Source organism: Acinetobacter sp. AOR18_HL (assembly GCF_027855145.1).
Taxonomy (GTDB): Bacteria; Pseudomonadota; Gammaproteobacteria; order Pseudomonadales; family Moraxellaceae; genus Acinetobacter; species Acinetobacter pittii.
The window spans coordinates 38,957-54,200 of record NZ_JAKTIG010000023.1 but is presented as its reverse complement, the minus strand read 5'-3'; the positions used below and the strand labels follow the sequence as shown (position 1 = coordinate 54,200).

Here is a 15,244-nt window from a genome sequence, read left to right as displayed (position 1 = left end):
TTTTATTTAGTTAAAATTAGGCGATTGTTGCGAGTGAGGCGTAAACGATATTCCTCGCCAGCATGCATAATGCGAATTTCACGGCCTAATGCAAAGAGGTTATTAGAATGTAACATTGGTAAGGCGTGAGCTGTGTCATTGTTACGGGTAAATAAGCTAAAAGGTGCGTTCATTTGTTGTGCTCCGTGGTATGTTCTTGAACGATTTAAATGATAATCATTATCGAATAGATCTGTCAATGAGATTTTTAAGATTTTATAAAATGATAAAATTTGCTTACACTTGAGAAAAGTTTTAGAGAGTAAAAAGATGCCCAAACCAATAGTCGATGTCGCTATAGCAATCTTGATCCATCGTGGAAAAATATTAGTTGGATGGCGCGAAGAGCAGCAACATCAAGGTGGAAAGCATGAGTTCCCTGGTGGAAAGGTTGAACAAGGTGAAACACCAGAAGAAGCCTGCCGCCGTGAGATTTATGAAGAGGTGGGTATTGGTTTAAAAGATTGGCATCAGTTTGATTATATTCACCATGAATATGATGACATTATCGTCAACCTTCATTTGTTCCATAGTTATGTACCTGATGAGTTATTAAATCTTATTCACCAGCCATGGGCATGGTACATACGTGATCAGCTACTTCATTTAAACTTTCCAAAAGCCAATAAAAACATCATAAAACGACTCTATTGGCCTCATCTCATCAAAATTAGCAATACGCTTTCAACGGTAGAAAGTAGTGATGCTTTATTGTACTGGCGTATCGAAGAATTTGAGCCGCAGTATATAGAGCAATTAACTGCTTTAGATGAAGGGCAACGATCAAGTTTAATTATAAATGTAGATATCTGGCATCAATTAAGTCCTGAATTACAAAAACAAATAAAGACAGTTCATTTAAAGCAATCTCAACTCATGAATTTGCATAAAGGCGATTTAACAGTGGGCGTACGTTATATTGCTGCTTGTCATGATGCCGTTTCTTTAAAACAAGCTCAGCAGATTGGTTGTGATGCTGTTTTTATTAGTCCTGTAAAACCAACAACGACTCATCCAGATGCTGTTGTATTAGGTTGGGAACGTTTTAGTGATCTCGCTCAAAATAGCCAGATTCCAGTTTTTGCATTAGGAGGAGTGCATCCGGATGATTTAGCCACTGCACAGCAGCATGGTGCATATGGCTTAGGAGGTATTCGTAATTTCTAATGAGAAAATAAAAAAGCATTAAAAGCTAAAGGGCTTTTAATGCTTGCTGTGCTTCTTGAACAGTTTTTTGATTATTGCGTTGTTGCCCAGCTTTTAAGATAACCAACCAAAGCTGCTTTTTCATTGGCTGACTTTGGGCAAAACTCAAACCACGTCTTGCTAAAGACTCAGCATTAGAATATTGCTGTTTATGATTTGCCGTAAGTGCAAGAAATAAATAAGTCTCAGCGGCCTGTGGTGCTAAACGCTGTGCTTGAAGTGCATAGCGCTCTGCCTCTGACCACTGCTGATTTTTATAAGCCTGCTGTGTTTTTTGCATTAAAACTTTAAATGCAGGTAACTGGCTGCCATCATCACTAAAATGTTGAGGCTTTTTTTGCTGAGGAACAATCACCTGTAAATTTTTACGTTGAATTTCTGGGTGATCATAAGGCGTAATTTTTACACCTGATGGAGTTTCCGTCTTTTTGACTGGAGGAGTAGGTGTTTTCTCTTTGGAGTCAGAATGATCGGGCAGAGTTGTACAGCCGACCATAAGAACAGCACCAATATAAAAAACACCTTTCTTCAACATATCCTAATTTCCTGTTAACGCTTAGTTGTTATAACTACCACTTGAAATTACTCGTGAGTTGTTTGACAGATCTTGTTCCATCTGGTTTTCACTTTCACGAATATAACTGTCGGTATTATCATCCTGAGAGTCAGGAATTGTGTTATCACTTTGTGGCGTATATGTTGGATCAACTTGATAATAAGGTGCTCCACATGGAGTAGCACGGTGCGGAACCGTATGCGTTAGCATCGGAATATACATAGCACCATCACAAGCTTGAGCAGATAAATCACCCGTTGCACGGTCAATCCACTGCCACTGTACTGTGTCTGGTTGACGTAGATTTACAGGCGTTTGACGTAATTGTTTCATCACATTAATCCATACTGGCAATGCACCCGATGAACCTGTTAATCCAGTCACTTTGTTGTCATCTAAACCTAACCACACTACAGCAACGTGGTTACCTGAGTAGCCCGCAAACCATGAGTCACGTGTATCGTTAGTCGTACCTGATTTACCTGCCAACTTTAAAGCAGGAGACAAGCTATTATAAGCTGCGCGACCAGTACCCGAAGACATGACCTGTTGTAGACCATAATTCATAATATAGCCAACAGATGGATCAATGGTTTGTTGAACATTCAGGCCATAACGGTCAAGCAGGCGGCCATTGGCATCTACGACAGATCGAATTGCACGAGTCGGATATTTAAAGCCACCTGTAGCAAAGTTCTCATAAATTCCAAGAACCTCCATTGGTGACATATTGACTGCCCCAAGGAAAATAGAAGGGTAGGCAGGAATGGTCGATTCAACACCAAACTTTCTTAAGTTGTTTGTAAATGTAGATAAACCAAACTCTTGACCCAAGCGCACAGCAGATAGGTTATATGAATTTGCTAAAGCTTCACTCAGGCTGACTACACCATGTCCGCCACCACTGTAGTTTTTAGGTGTCCAGCTTTTACCGCCATCTACAGGAACACTAATCGGTGCATCTTCAATTTGGGTTGCCCAGTTGTAACGCCCCGATTCAATAGCGCTTAAATAAATGACAGGTTTCAATAAAGAACCGACTTGGCGTTTTGCATCTAAAGCACGGTTAAAACCAGTAAAGTCTTGTGTAGAACCAACAGCAGCAACGAGCTCGCCGTTTTCTGGATGTGCAATGAGTACCGCACCCTGTAAGTTTTTCAAACGGGCTGGGTTGCTGTTTGCTAAACGCTCTACAGAAGCTTTAAACGCATTTTGAACTTGGGTTTGAGTAATTGGGTCTAAAGTCGTAAAAATACGTAAGCCCTGATTAGTTAAGTCACTCTCTTGATATTCTGTGCGTAATTGACGACGCACAATATCTAAAAAGTCAGGGAATTTTGCAGGGCCCAAACTTGGCTTACTTAACACATTTAAAGGACGTGCAATTTCATCTTCATATTCTGCTTGAGTTAAATAGCCCATTACACGCATGTTATTTAACACGGTATCGCGGCGTTTTTTTGCACCTTCAGGATTTTTCCAAGGATTATATAAAGAAGGGCCTTGCACTAAACCAACTAAATAAGCTTGTTGTGCAACGCTAAGCTCACGTAAAGGTAAACCAAAATAAAATTGAGAAGCCAAACCATAGCCATTAATTGAGTAGCTACCATTTTGGCCTAGATTCACTTCATTTAAGTAGGCTTCTAAAATTTCATCTTTGCTGTAATGCAGCTCAATGAGTAAAGCCATTAATGCTTCATTAACTTTACGTTTTAATGTGCGTTCAGGTGTGAGATAGAAGTTTTTAACCAATTGCTGAGTCAGGGTTGAACCACCTTGACGTTTACCACCTGTGATATTACTCACTAATGCACGGGCAGTACCACGAATTGAAATACCGTGATGATGATAGAAATTACGGTCTTCTGTTGAAATTAAAGCTTCAATAAGTGGTTTAGGGACATTATTCAGTTTAATGAGAACACGGTCTTCATTATGTTGAGGGTAGATCCCTCCAATCAGAAGTGGCTCTAGTCGTGCAACACCCGTTGAAGAAGGTTTTGTACTTCGAACTTCAGCAACCTGATCATTTGCAAAACTTAACTCTAGTACTTGTTCGGGTTCGACACTGTCGCCGTAATCAAAACCACGCGTGTGGATATACATATTGCTGCCCTGAGCAACATAGGTTCCAGACTTGTCATAATTACTTGAAGTTTTGTAACCCAAGAGTTTTAGTTCTTGAGTGAAATTTGCTTGGGTAATAGGTGCGTTATTATAAATTTCCAAAGGACGTGCAAACACTTTGGCGGGAATATCCCACCGTTGTCCTTCAAATTTTTCACGGATAATATTATCTAAACGAATCAGATAGATACTAAGAGCAATAAAAGCACCAATGACCAAAATGGAAAAGATTAGTGCAAAGAAACCGATACCACGTTCAAACTTCATAAAAATGAGATAAAACCCTAACAATGCCTGTAATGATGCGATAGCTTGTCATCAATTTGCAATGATAAAACTGTGAATAATTGGAAAACTTAGATTGAATTTTACTGCATCTTGTTGTTATGTTTTTTTAAATTAATCAGGTTAATGTTATTATAGCCAAGTATCGCTGCGGAGCTTACTCATTCGTGCAAATTTCACATAAGTCCTTCAGAAACGTCGGGTTAATCGGTCGACCAGATAAATCATCAGTAGTAGAAACACTATGTTTAATTCATGATCATTTGTTGAACCTAGGCTTAAACCCCATTTTTGATCAGGAAACTGCTGAATTAGTGCCTTATGATCATGCACAAATTGTAAGTCGTCATTTATTGGGTGAAGTTGCTGATTTAGTCATAGTTGTTGGAGGTGACGGTTCTTTACTCCACGCTGCTAGAGTTTTAGTTCGCTACAATACGCCTGTTATTGGTATCAACCGTGGGCGGTTGGGTTTTTTAACTGATATCAAACCTTCAGAAGCCATTTTCAAACTTGACCAAGTACTTCAAGGGCATTTCCAGCTTGACCGTCGTTTCTTACTTGAAATGGAAGTAAGAACAAATGGTGAAGTCATTTATGACGCCATTGCTTTAAACGATGTGGTTTTGCACTCGGGTAAATCAGTACACATGATTGACTTCGAACTTAATATTGATGGTCAATATGTTTACCGCCAACATAGTGATGGTTTAATTGTTTCGACGCCAACCGGATCAACGGCTTATGCATTGTCAGGTGGTGGCCCAATTTTACATCCAAGTATGGATGCTATTGCATTAGTTCCAATGCATCCCCATACATTGTCATCACGTCCCATCGTAGTCGGTGGTCAAAGCGAAATTAAAATCGTTATTCGCGAAAATCGGGTATTACCAATGGTGAGTGCAGATGGGCAACATAGTGTCTCGCTCAATGTTGGAGACAGTTTACACATCCGTAAACACCCATTTAAACTAAGTTTATTGCATCCACCAGGTTATGATTTCTATATGGCCTGCCGTACCAAACTTGGTTGGAACCAAGATTTTGAATCTTTTCAAAGAGATGAATCATGAATATTGAACAAATGCTATCTGTTTTAAACCCTGAAATTGTAGAGCGTTTAAAAACAGCAGTAGAAATTGGTAAATGGCCAAACGGCGTTGTTTTAACCAAAGAGCAGCGTGAAACTTGTATGCAAGCTGTAATCGCTTGGGAGTTGAAGAACTTACCAGAAGATCAGCGTAGCGGTTATATTGACCGTGGTACAAAAGAAGAAGGTGAAGAGTGTGATGATGATCATCACAAGCATGAGCCAGAGTTTAAACCTATTCGTTTTGTTTAAAACTTAATAAGACAGAAAATTATTTTTGGTTATTCCATACAGCCTTATATAGCATGTTTTTCATAAGTTATAGCATATAGGCTTTTATTACTTTTGAAGGATCAAAAGTAACCAAAAATCCTTTGTATCACTGACGATACTTCCTGTATCGCAGTGATACGGTCGACATCCATGTCGACCTTCACGATAGCATTTGTTAACTACGAATTAAGATTGCTTAAATTTCGTGTATTCCATAACACTTTTGCTTTTTGCATCGCTTCTTCAAAACTAGCAACAACGCCCATCGTATATAGCGCGATTCCGATGGTTTCTGTTACGGCTATTTCTCCATATTCATGGTGCTGTTGACCAAGCCATACTGCTTTAAACGTTGCTAAATCTAATTCTTCTTCAATTGGGCTTCGTTCAGGTGTGAGCTTTGGCAACTCATGTTCATAGAGCTCACCATTTTTAATACCGCAAATGAGTGTTTTAGCATCTGGGTTTCGTTCAAATTCACCACCTTCGCCTTTAATAACGGCACTATTTTGATAGCCTGAGCGTAATGCGCTATGTTGGTGAGTAGTTCTGTAAGCAGGGTGGAATATTGCTTGTAAGGTAGCCTTAGCGTTAAAAGGATTGATTAAACGGGCCAAAGTATGAATAGGTGAACGCAATCCCATGACATTTCTTAGAGATATCAATTCGCTTAAAACTGGTGAAATCACGTCTAGTGGTAAGTAAGCAAAATTTTGCTCTGCTAATTGTGTACGAACTTCTTGTTCAGAATGACAAATTTGATAACCAAGATATTCTAAGACTTGCTCTGTATAAACACGGTTAAGCGTGTGACCTGACGCACCATGCATAACAATTTTATGGCCATGCTGGGCAAGCGTAAGAGCGGCTAATAAAAACCATGGATAGTGTTTTCGCTTACCTGCATAAGATGACCAATCTAAATCAACATCTAAAGGCTCAAAATGAAGCTGGTCTTTGGTTGCTTGAACGAAACCCGCGAGTTCTTCAATAGATTCTTCTTTAACCCGAAGCAGCATTAAAAATGCGCCTAGCTGCACATCTAACACTTCGCCTTTTAAAATCATGGTAAATGCTTGATAAGCTTCTTCATAGCTTAAAGAGCGAGATCCGGTTTTCCCCTTACCTAAAATACGGACATATTGAGCAAAGGGATGTTCAGCATCTTTATAGATATTACGTTTAGTATTCATCGTAGTTCAAAACAATAAAAATGATGGGATGTAGGCAGCTCAAAATGAAATGTCCACAAGTATTTAATCAATATGACATAAAAAGCTGCTGAAAAAATATCAAAAGTGTTTCTTATACTAAAGTCTTAGGGTTACCTGAGTGTTTTTTATGCGTATTAGCTAAAAAATTAACCGAATCGTTATTTAATTCGAGTAAACTTTCCCGTGCTTTTTTGAGCACTCATATCATAATTTTATGTGATTCTCCTATATCTTCAGCTTTTTATTGAAAAAGTAAGAGGTTATTTCTAGCTACTCAAAGTGGTTAGAAACTTCAGGTATTCTCCTGTTTTAGAAAACATTGATTTTGTTTTCATTGAGGTAGTAGGAAGGTTTTTTGTTCACAAAAAACCATTTCCCTTTTGCGGTGTTAATGTGAAAGGTTAGGGCTGTGTATTCGTAAAGAATAGACGTTTCATTTTGGTATTTCCAACGGACTTGGAAATATAGATTGAAGTAAAGTTATGGCTAAAAAACCGATTTATAAATCACTTTATTTTCAGGTGATTATTGCAATTATTGCGGGTATCTTGGTAGGACATTTTTCCCCAAGCTCAACGCAAATTGTCAATGGTGTCGAACAGCATATTCCGGGGTTAGGTGAAAAACTCAAGCCATTAGGTGATGCCTTTATTCGCTTGATCAAGATGATCATTGCTCCAGTTATTTTCTGTACCGTGGTAAGCGGTATTGCTGGCATGGAAAGCATGAAGTCAGTCGGAAAAACTGGCGGCGTTGCGTTGTTATACTTTGAAATCGTTTCAACAATTGCACTTCTAATTGGCCTTGTTGTAATTAACATTGCTAAACCGGGTGTAGGGATGAATGTTGACCCTACCACTCTCGATACTTCGGGCATTCAAAAATACGTCAGTTCTGGTGAGTCACAATCTACCATTGATTTCTTAATGCACATCATCCCTGATACGGTGGTTGGTGCATTTGCAAATGGTGAAATCTTACAAGTCCTTCTTTTTGCAATCCTCTTTGGTTTTGCTTTACATAAGTTAGGTGATGCAGGACGTCCAGTTTTAAAATTTATTGATCAAGTTGCACATGTGTTCTTTAACATTGTGAATATGGTCATGAAATTGGCTCCGATTGGTGCATTCGGTGCAATGGCATTCACTATCGGTAAATATGGCGTTGGTTCACTCGTACAATTAGGGCAGCTCATTATCTGCTTCTATATTACGTGCTTACTCTTTATCTTCTTAATTTTGGGTACAATCAGCCGTATTAGTGGATTCAGTATTCTTAAGATGATTCGCCTGATTCGTGAAGAGTTATTAATTGTACTTGGTACATCTTCTTCTGAATCTGTTTTGCCTCGCATGTTACGTAAACTTGAAATTGCAGGTTGTGAAAAATCTGTGGTTGGTTTGGTTATCCCAACAGGTTATTCATTTAACCTTGATGGTACGTCAATTTATTTGACTATGGCTGCAATCTTTATTGCTCAGGCAACAAATACACAGCTTGATATTCAACATCAGATTACTTTGCTATTAGTACTCTTAATCTCATCTAAGGGTGCGGCGGGTGTAACAGGCTCTGGCTTTATTGTTATGGCTGCAACTTTGTCTGCTGTTGGACATATTCCAGTAGCAGGTTTGGCATTGATTTTAGGTATTGACCGTTTCATGTCAGAAGCACGTGCTTTAACTAACCTCGTTGGTAACTCATTAGCATCGATTGTTGTTGCAAAATGGGTCGGTGCTTTAGATAAAGATAAGCTAAATGATGCTTTAAACAATCCAGATGAAGTCGACAGAAAAATGATGGAGCAAAAAACTCCTCAAGTCGCTGAAGGTTTAGATTAATTCAAATAAACCTATATAAAAAAGGAAGCTTTGGCTTCCTTTTTTATTGGCTGACTGAAAAGTACAGTTTTAATGAGCAGCTATGTCATGACAGTAGCTTAAAAAATGATTAGCATGCACAACAATCAGATTAGATAAAACAATAAAGCCGAAGGAAAATATTATGTTGGCATACGATGCAGATTTAGAATTATTCCGTGATAATTTTAAACGTTTTATGAATGAGCATATTGCACCGCAATACGATCAATGGGAACGCGAAGGAATCATGCCACGTGCTGTCTGGAATCAACTGGGCGAAAATGGCTTTTTGTGTGTGGATGTTCCAGAAGAATACGGTGGTTACGGCGTACCAACCTATTATTCATTAATGTTGGTTGAAGAATCGGCACGTGCTGGATTCTGTGCATTATCAACAGCGATTTCTTGCCACTCTGAAATTGCTGCACCATATATTTTACACATCGGGACAGAAGAGCAAAAACAATATTGGTTGCCGAAAATGGTGACAGGTGAAGTGGTTGGTGCAATTGGTATGACTGAACCTGGAGCAGGCTCGGATTTACAATCAATGCGTACCAGTGCCATTTTGCAAGATGACCATTATTTATTAAATGGCTCAAAAACATTTATTTCAAATGGACAACATGCTGACCTTGTGGTGCTTGCAGTAAAAACTGATCCTCAAGCGCGTGCGAAAGGGGTGTCGTTATTATTGGCAGATACTCATCTGGAAGGCTTTAAGAAAGGTACCAACCTCGACAAAATCGGTCTACATTCTCAAGACACATCTGAGCTATTTTTTGACAATGTTAAAGTTCCTAAAAACCAGTTACTCGGTCAAGCTGGACAAGGCTTTGCTTATTTAATGCAAGAGTTACCACGTGAACGTACCGCTATTGCATCTACCGCAATTGGCGCTATTCGTGGTGCAATTGATTTGGCAACTGCTTATGTAAAAGAGCGTCATGCATTTGGTCAACCTATTTCACAGTTCCAAAATACGCGTTTTGTTTTAGCACAAGCAAAAATTGATGAGCTTGCTACAGCTGCTTTTTACGAGAGAAACGTTGCTCTATATCAAGAAGGTAAACTTGATGTTGAAACAGCAGCAGCGCTTAAAAGTTTCAGCACTGACATGCAAATGAAAGTCGCAGATAACTTGCTGCAACTCTTTGGTGGGTATGGCTATATGACTGAATATCCAATTTCACGTTTCTTTGTAGATGCTCGTATTCAACGTATTTACGGTGGTACAAATGAAATTATGAAAGAAATCGTGGCGCGTGGATTAATCGGTAAAGCTTAATAATAGCTTCAAAAAAGCCTACCTTTGAGTAGGCTTTTTTATTATTTAGCTGTTTTCTGCAATGGCTCATCAAATAAAGATTTACAGCTTTCTAAATTTTGACAAGAAGCAAACACAAGGGCTTTAGGTAAGCTCGCATACAAATTTGTAATGTGTTGTTCAGCAGGGTTATAAAAATGCCAATAACTAAATTGGTTTGAACGTTCATTTTCTAAGGCTTTAAAGAAATCTGCTTCATTAAATTTATTGTTAAGTTGAGTGCGAGGACCACCTTGCTCATGTGTACCGACTGTGGTCATGAGTAAAGGGGAATGATTTGGTTTCTGACTTTGCCAATGATTTAACTGCTGAAATAACATGCCTTGGTCAAACCAGAGGGAAGGGCTTGCAGCAAAGTAACGCTGAAATGCATCTGGCTTTTGAAAAAAATGATAAAGCACAAATAAACCTCCAAAAGAATGTCCATAAAGACTTTGCTGTTGGCTATTAATCGGAAATTGTTTTGCAATTGTAGGCTTGAGTTCGCTATTTAAAAAAGCAATAAACTGATCGGCACCCCCATATTTATATTTACCTTGTGCTTGAAATTCAGCAGAAGGTTTTGGAGTATAATCATAAGCACGCTTTTGCACATCAAAGGTTTTTTGCTGAGGGTAGCCAACCGCTACGATCATGAGTGGATCTAGTCCTAATTTGGTAGAACCAGCGCCAATCGACTGAGCAATATTGGCAGCACTTGGAAATGTAGCATTTCCATCTAATATATAAAGTACTGGATACCCATGTTGGGGCGGGGCGACAGGCGGTTTATAAATTTGAATAAGATAATCATGGCCTGTATTTTTAGATTTAATTTGAAATTGAGCCTGATTATTTTGAAAAACGATTTTTGGTTGATTTTGTATAGGCGTTTGGGCGAAGGTAGAACAGCTTATTAACGTACTCAATAAAAAACTAGTAGATAAAAGGAAAAATGATCTTTGCATAATGGGCGATAATAAAATTTATTATACAAATGATAAATGAAAATCATTATCAAATAAAGTAATCAAGAAATGGAAGCAAAAAGGTTAATGAAAAAAGCTCTTACAGCTATATTGCCTAACAAATCAAAGCAGACTATTGTTATACTCTCGTTTAAAAGATGATTTTACTGAGGCTGCATTCTAATGATCAACGATGATCAAAACAAAACGACTTCTCTTAGTTTAGAACAAATTCGTGAAGATATTGATAGTGTAGATCAACAGATTCAAGAATTATTAAATCGCCGCGCAAGCCTTGCCGAAGCTGTTGCTAAAGCTAAATTTGCTTCTGAAGAGAATCCTTTGTTTTATCGTCCTGAACGTGAAGCACAAGTTTTACGCAAAGTCATGGAGCGCAACCAAGGTCCTTTGTCTGATGTCACCATGGCGCGTTTGTTCCGTGAAATTATGTCTGCTTGCCTTGCTTTAGAAGCTCCGCAAAGTATTGCATTCTTAGGACCGGAAGGGACTTTTACTCAATCTGCCGTGCTTAAGCATTTTGGTAAAGATGCAGTTGTTCGTCCACTACCAACAATTGATGAAGTGTTCCGTGAAGTGGAAGCGGGTAGCGCACATTATGGTGTAGTTCCGGTTGAAAACTCATCTGAAGGTATTGTGAACCATACTTTAGATTGTTTTAAAACATCGAATTTAAATGTGATTGGTGAAGTTGAATTACGTATTCATCATCAATTTCTAGTCTCTGAAAATACACGTAAAGACAGTATTAAACAGATTTACGCACACCAACAAACTTTGGCTCAATGTCGTCAATGGTTAGACGCGCATTATCCGGGTGTTGAACGTGTTGCTTTAAACTCAAATGCAGAAGCTGCACGCCGTATTCGTAACGAATGGCACTCAGCAGCAATTGCATCTGATATTGCAGCAGGTATGTATAACCTTGAAATTTTACATAGCAATATTGAAGATAATCCGGAAAATACTACTCGTTTCTTAGTCATTGGCCGTGAAAAAATTCCACAAAGTGGCAATGACAAAACATCGTTATTAATTTCAGCACATGACCGTGCTGGTGCTTTATTAGAAATTTTAGCGCCGTTTGCAAAACATAATATTAGCTTAACAAGTATTGAGACCCGTCCAGCATTACCTGAAAAATGGGCATATGTATTCTTTATCGATTTAGAAGGTCATATCGATCAAGAGAATGTTGCTGCGGCAATCAATGATATTCGCCCAATGGTAAAAGAGCTTCGTATTTTAGGCTCTTATCCTGCTGCCGTTCTTTAATCACTCATGTTGGAATAATGACATGCATCAAGATGGGCATGTCATTATGCTTAAAAACAAATTGCTCAAAGATTTAAATCACTTTGAGCAAAAGCAAAGTTGAAGTTATGTCACAACCCCTATTTAAAAAAGTTGCATTTATTGGTTTAGGACTCATCGGGTCGAGTTTGGCGCGAGTTATTGTTGCAGAAAAGTTGGCGACAACTATTGTGGCTTCTACACGCTCACAAAAAACTTTAGAAGATGCAAAGTCACTTGGCTTAATACAACAAGGATTTTCTGATCCTGTAGAGGCTGTGAAAGGGGCAGATTTAGTTGTTTTGGCCTTGCCAGTACGTGCAACACAAAAAGTGCTTGAGCTAATTAAACCTTATTTGACAGAAACCACGATTGTAACTGATGTGGGAAGTACAAAAGGTAATGTCGTCGATGCAGCAAAAGCTGTATTTGGTGAAGATTTACCAGCAGGTTTTGTACCAGGACATCCTATTGCTGGTAGTGAGCATACGGGCGTTCATGCAGGTAAGGTCGATTTATTTGCAAATCACAAAGTTATTTTAACGCCGTTACCAACAAGTGCAGAATGGGCTGTTGATAAACTAATTCAACTTTGGTCTGCTGCTAAAGCTGAAGTCATTTGTATGGACGTTGCCAAGCATGATGAAGTTTTAGCACATACAAGTCATTTACCGCACTTGATGGCATTTAATTTGGTTGAGCAACTTGCGAATCGTGAAGATAATCTTGATATTTTCCGCTATGCAGCAGGTGGCTTTCGCGACTTTTCAAGGATTGCAGCTAGTGATCCACAAATGTGGCATGACATTTTCTTTGCCAATAAAACAGCCATATTAAATGCTGTAGATGGCTTCGAAAAGCAACTTACCGTACTTAGAAAATTGATTGAAAACGAAGACTCTCATGCATTAATGGGTTTACTCGGCCATGCTCAGGCAGCACGTCAGCATTTCAATCATATGTTAGCCAAAAAACCTTTAATGGAGAAAAATAAGGTGACACAGCAATTCAGTATCTTACCGGGAAATAAGGCATTTAAAGGTAAATTTACCGTACCGGGTGACAAATCTGTGTCACATCGCTCCATTATGTTTGGTGCTATTGCCGAAGGCACGACTCATGTCACTGGCTTCCTTGAAGGTGAAGATGCTTTGGCAACTTTGCAAGCTTTCCGTGATATGGGTGTAAGCATTGAAGGCCCTAAGAATGGTGAAGTGACCATTCATGGCGTGGGCATGCATGGTTTAAAAGCACCAGCGAGTGCCTTGTATATGGGTAACTCTGGAACGAGCATGCGTTTGCTTTCAGGCATGTTATCAGCACAAAAATTTGATTCAGTGATGACAGGTGATGCATCACTTTCTAAACGTCCAATGGAACGTATTGCTAAGCCATTGCGTTTAATGGGTGCGCAAATCCAGACAACAGGTGAGAAAGGTACACCACCTGTAAGTATTACTGGTGCTCAGCAATTAAAAGGCATTCAATACGACTTGCCAATGGCATCTGCTCAGGTGAAGTCAGGTATTTTACTTGCGGGCCTATGGGCTGAAGGTGAAACTTCAGTCACTGAGCCAGAACCAACTCGTGACCACACAGAGCGTATGCTTCGTGCATTTGGTTATGATGTTAAAACCGAAGGCAACAAGATTTCACTCGTTGGTGGTGGAAAATTAGTAGGTACTGATATTCAGGTTCCATCTGATATTTCATCTGCTGCTTTCTTTATGGTGGGTGCTGCAATTACTGAGGGTTCTGATGTTATTCTGGAAGCTGTAGGTATTAACCCAACACGTACTGGCGTAATTGAAATTTTAAAACAGATGGGTGCTGACTTGACTGTTGAAAATGAACGTATTGCCGGTGGCGAGCCTATTGCTGATATTCATATTAAAGGTTCACGCACACTTAAAGGCATTCATATGCCGGAAGACCAAGTACCTTTGGCAATTGATGAATTCCCAGCTTTATTTATTGCAGCAGCTTGTGCCGAAGGTCAAACTGTATTAACTGGTGCAGCAGAGCTTCGAGTGAAAGAGTCTGACCGCATTCAGGTCATGGCTGATGGCTTAAAAATCATGGGTATTGACTGCACCCCAACTGATGATGGCATCATTATCGAAGGTAAAGGCAAATCTGGCGATTGGTCACCAATCTTTACTGGCGGCGAAATTGAATCACATCATGACCACCGTATTGCGATGAGTTTTAGTATGGCAGGTCTTCGTAATTCTGGTCCGATTACAATTCAGGGTACTGAAACTGTGGCGACAAGCTTCCCGACTTTCACTGAGTTGGCGAATCGTGCAGGCTTAACAATCGAAGTTAGCCAATAACTTTTGACCTGACACATTTTATAATTGCTAACACAATAGCAACGGCAGCAGCGGGCTAAAGGCTTGGCTGCTGTTTGTTTATTGCTTATGCTAAGCGCAGATAATGATAATAGTGTTAGGACAAAGGATGAAAAAATTACAATTTATTGCCAGTTGCCCACAACATGGAGTGCTTGATCATCCACCAAATGAATGCCATATCACTCAAGAATATGTAGCGGCTTTACTGTTTAAACAATTGGGGCATTATGGTTTTGATGCGCAGCACATTGTGCATGAACATGAAAAAGTAGAAGTGAGTATTGATAATCATCTTTTGCCATTATCGATTACTTGCCAGAAAACAGACCATGAAGGGCATTTGATGTGTGAAATCTCTGCCAATCCTGATGAAGAACAAGACTGGTTTGAGAAAATCGAAACACAAAGCATTATTCGTCAGCTTGCACAGGCCGTTGAAAATAGTTTGAAAGCTGATCATAGCTTTTCCCAATTTGTTTGGAAGTCTTGATCAATTAAATATATTTTATGAAGTAAGGGTGAACATATTTGTTCACCCTTTTTATTTATTAATATTGATAAGAACTATTTATTTTTGTAGTGACATTATTTAATAAAAATTAACAAACGAAAAAATAATATTGTTTGAATTTTGAACTAATTTT

13 protein-coding genes are annotated in these 15,244 nt (G+C 39.0%); 8 read left to right on the top strand and 5 right to left on the bottom strand.

Annotated elements, in window-relative coordinates; translation table 11 throughout:
- Positions 1 to 2: 2 nt before the first annotated feature.
- Positions 3 to 173: a hemin uptake protein HemP gene (gene hemP, locus MKL51_RS05395; RefSeq protein WP_002118129.1), complete on the bottom strand. Its 171-nt coding sequence runs from the start codon at positions 171 to 173 to the stop codon at positions 3 to 5.
- A 136-nt stretch (positions 174 to 309) separates the two neighbouring features.
- Between hemP and MKL51_RS05390 the strand changes: the two genes are divergently transcribed.
- Positions 310 to 1,206 carry an NUDIX domain-containing protein gene (locus tag MKL51_RS05390; RefSeq protein ID WP_032005313.1) on the top strand — a complete coding sequence of 299 codons (897 nt, stop codon included), beginning with the start codon at positions 310 to 312 and terminating at the stop codon, positions 1,204 to 1,206.
- 25 nt (positions 1,207 to 1,231) lie between these two features.
- Here the strand turns inward: MKL51_RS05390 and MKL51_RS05385 are convergent, their stop codons facing one another.
- Together MKL51_RS05385 and mrcB are read right to left on the bottom strand one after the other, a co-directional pair.
- On the bottom strand, positions 1,232 to 1,780 hold the full coding sequence (locus MKL51_RS05385) for a tetratricopeptide repeat protein (RefSeq protein ID WP_002118198.1): 549 nt from the start codon (positions 1,778 to 1,780) through the stop codon (positions 1,232 to 1,234).
- Positions 1,781 to 1,801: 21 nt separating this feature from the next.
- On the bottom strand, positions 1,802 to 4,198 hold the full coding sequence (mrcB, locus tag MKL51_RS05380; RefSeq protein ID WP_032042557.1) for a penicillin-binding protein 1B: 2,397 nt from the start codon (positions 4,196 to 4,198) through the stop codon (positions 1,802 to 1,804).
- 185 nt (positions 4,199 to 4,383) lie between these two features.
- On the opposite strand from mrcB, the gene MKL51_RS05375 reads away from it, so the two are divergent.
- Positions 4,384 to 5,292 (top strand): NAD(+) kinase, encoded by a 909-nt coding sequence (locus MKL51_RS05375; protein WP_032005317.1) that lies wholly within the window; start codon positions 4,384 to 4,386, stop codon positions 5,290 to 5,292.
- Positions 5,289 to 5,561, top strand: coding sequence for a YeaC family protein (locus MKL51_RS05370; protein ID WP_002118245.1), 273 nt, complete (start codon positions 5,289 to 5,291; stop codon positions 5,559 to 5,561). The genes MKL51_RS05375 and MKL51_RS05370 overlap by 4 nt, the downstream gene beginning before the upstream one ends.
- Positions 5,562 to 5,761: 200 nt before the next feature.
- Here the strand turns inward: MKL51_RS05370 and MKL51_RS05365 are convergent, their stop codons facing one another.
- A complete protein-coding gene (locus tag MKL51_RS05365; RefSeq protein ID WP_032005319.1) occupies positions 5,762 to 6,775 on the bottom strand; it encodes a glycosyl transferase family protein in 1,014 nt (337 codons plus the stop codon).
- A 503-nt stretch (positions 6,776 to 7,278) separates the two neighbouring features.
- Here MKL51_RS05365 and MKL51_RS05360 point away from each other — a divergent pair.
- Positions 7,279 to 8,637, top strand: a complete 1,359-nt coding sequence (locus tag MKL51_RS05360) for a dicarboxylate/amino acid:cation symporter (protein WP_270904191.1) — start codon at positions 7,279 to 7,281, stop codon at positions 8,635 to 8,637.
- Between the two features lie 163 nt (positions 8,638 to 8,800).
- Positions 8,801 to 9,946 (top strand): acyl-CoA dehydrogenase family protein, encoded by a 1,146-nt coding sequence (locus tag MKL51_RS05355; protein ID WP_005073480.1) that lies wholly within the window; start codon positions 8,801 to 8,803, stop codon positions 9,944 to 9,946.
- Positions 9,947 to 9,987: 41 nt separating this feature from the next.
- Here the strand turns inward: MKL51_RS05355 and MKL51_RS05350 are convergent, their stop codons facing one another.
- Positions 9,988 to 10,932 (bottom strand): alpha/beta hydrolase, encoded by a 945-nt coding sequence (locus MKL51_RS05350; RefSeq protein ID WP_032042559.1) that lies wholly within the window; start codon positions 10,930 to 10,932, stop codon positions 9,988 to 9,990.
- A 183-nt stretch (positions 10,933 to 11,115) separates the two neighbouring features.
- Between MKL51_RS05350 and pheA the strand changes: the two genes are divergently transcribed.
- The 3 genes from pheA (at position 11,116) to MKL51_RS05335 (ending at position 15,090) form a co-directional block, all read left to right on the top strand.
- Positions 11,116 to 12,225 carry a prephenate dehydratase gene (gene pheA / locus MKL51_RS05345; RefSeq protein ID WP_002049199.1) on the top strand — a complete coding sequence of 370 codons (1,110 nt, stop codon included), beginning with the start codon at positions 11,116 to 11,118 and terminating at the stop codon, positions 12,223 to 12,225.
- 107 nt (positions 12,226 to 12,332) lie between these two features.
- Positions 12,333 to 14,579, top strand: coding sequence for a bifunctional prephenate dehydrogenase/3-phosphoshikimate 1-carboxyvinyltransferase (locus MKL51_RS05340; protein ID WP_032005323.1), 2,247 nt, complete (start codon positions 12,333 to 12,335; stop codon positions 14,577 to 14,579).
- A gap of 127 nt (positions 14,580 to 14,706) precedes the next feature.
- Positions 14,707 to 15,090, top strand: coding sequence for a hypothetical protein (locus MKL51_RS05335; protein WP_002118252.1), 384 nt, complete (start codon positions 14,707 to 14,709; stop codon positions 15,088 to 15,090).
- Positions 15,091 to 15,244: the final 154 nt, after the last annotated feature.

Excerpts from the sequence above, each read along its gene's own strand:
- hemP (WP_002118129.1), bottom strand. The coding sequence starts at position 173 with ATGAACGCACCTTTTAGCTTATTTACCCGTAACAATGACACAGCTCAC.
- MKL51_RS05390 (WP_032005313.1), top strand. The coding sequence starts at position 310 with ATGCCCAAACCAATAGTCGATGTCGCTATAGCAATCTTGATCCATCGT.
- MKL51_RS05385 (WP_002118198.1), bottom strand. The coding sequence starts at position 1,780 with ATGTTGAAGAAAGGTGTTTTTTATATTGGTGCTGTTCTTATGGTCGGC.
- mrcB (WP_032042557.1), bottom strand. The coding sequence starts at position 4,198 with ATGAAGTTTGAACGTGGTATCGGTTTCTTTGCACTAATCTTTTCCATT.
- MKL51_RS05370 (WP_002118245.1), top strand. The coding sequence starts at position 5,289 with ATGAATATTGAACAAATGCTATCTGTTTTAAACCCTGAAATTGTAGAG.
- MKL51_RS05365 (WP_032005319.1), bottom strand. The coding sequence starts at position 6,775 with ATGAATACTAAACGTAATATCTATAAAGATGCTGAACATCCCTTTGCT.
- MKL51_RS05360 (WP_270904191.1), top strand. The coding sequence starts at position 7,279 with ATGGCTAAAAAACCGATTTATAAATCACTTTATTTTCAGGTGATTATT.
- MKL51_RS05355 (WP_005073480.1), top strand. The coding sequence starts at position 8,801 with ATGTTGGCATACGATGCAGATTTAGAATTATTCCGTGATAATTTTAAA.
- MKL51_RS05350 (WP_032042559.1), bottom strand. The coding sequence starts at position 10,932 with ATGCAAAGATCATTTTTCCTTTTATCTACTAGTTTTTTATTGAGTACG.
- pheA (WP_002049199.1), top strand. The coding sequence starts at position 11,116 with ATGATCAACGATGATCAAAACAAAACGACTTCTCTTAGTTTAGAACAA.
- MKL51_RS05340 (WP_032005323.1), top strand. The coding sequence starts at position 12,333 with ATGTCACAACCCCTATTTAAAAAAGTTGCATTTATTGGTTTAGGACTC.
- MKL51_RS05335 (WP_002118252.1), top strand. The coding sequence starts at position 14,707 with ATGAAAAAATTACAATTTATTGCCAGTTGCCCACAACATGGAGTGCTT.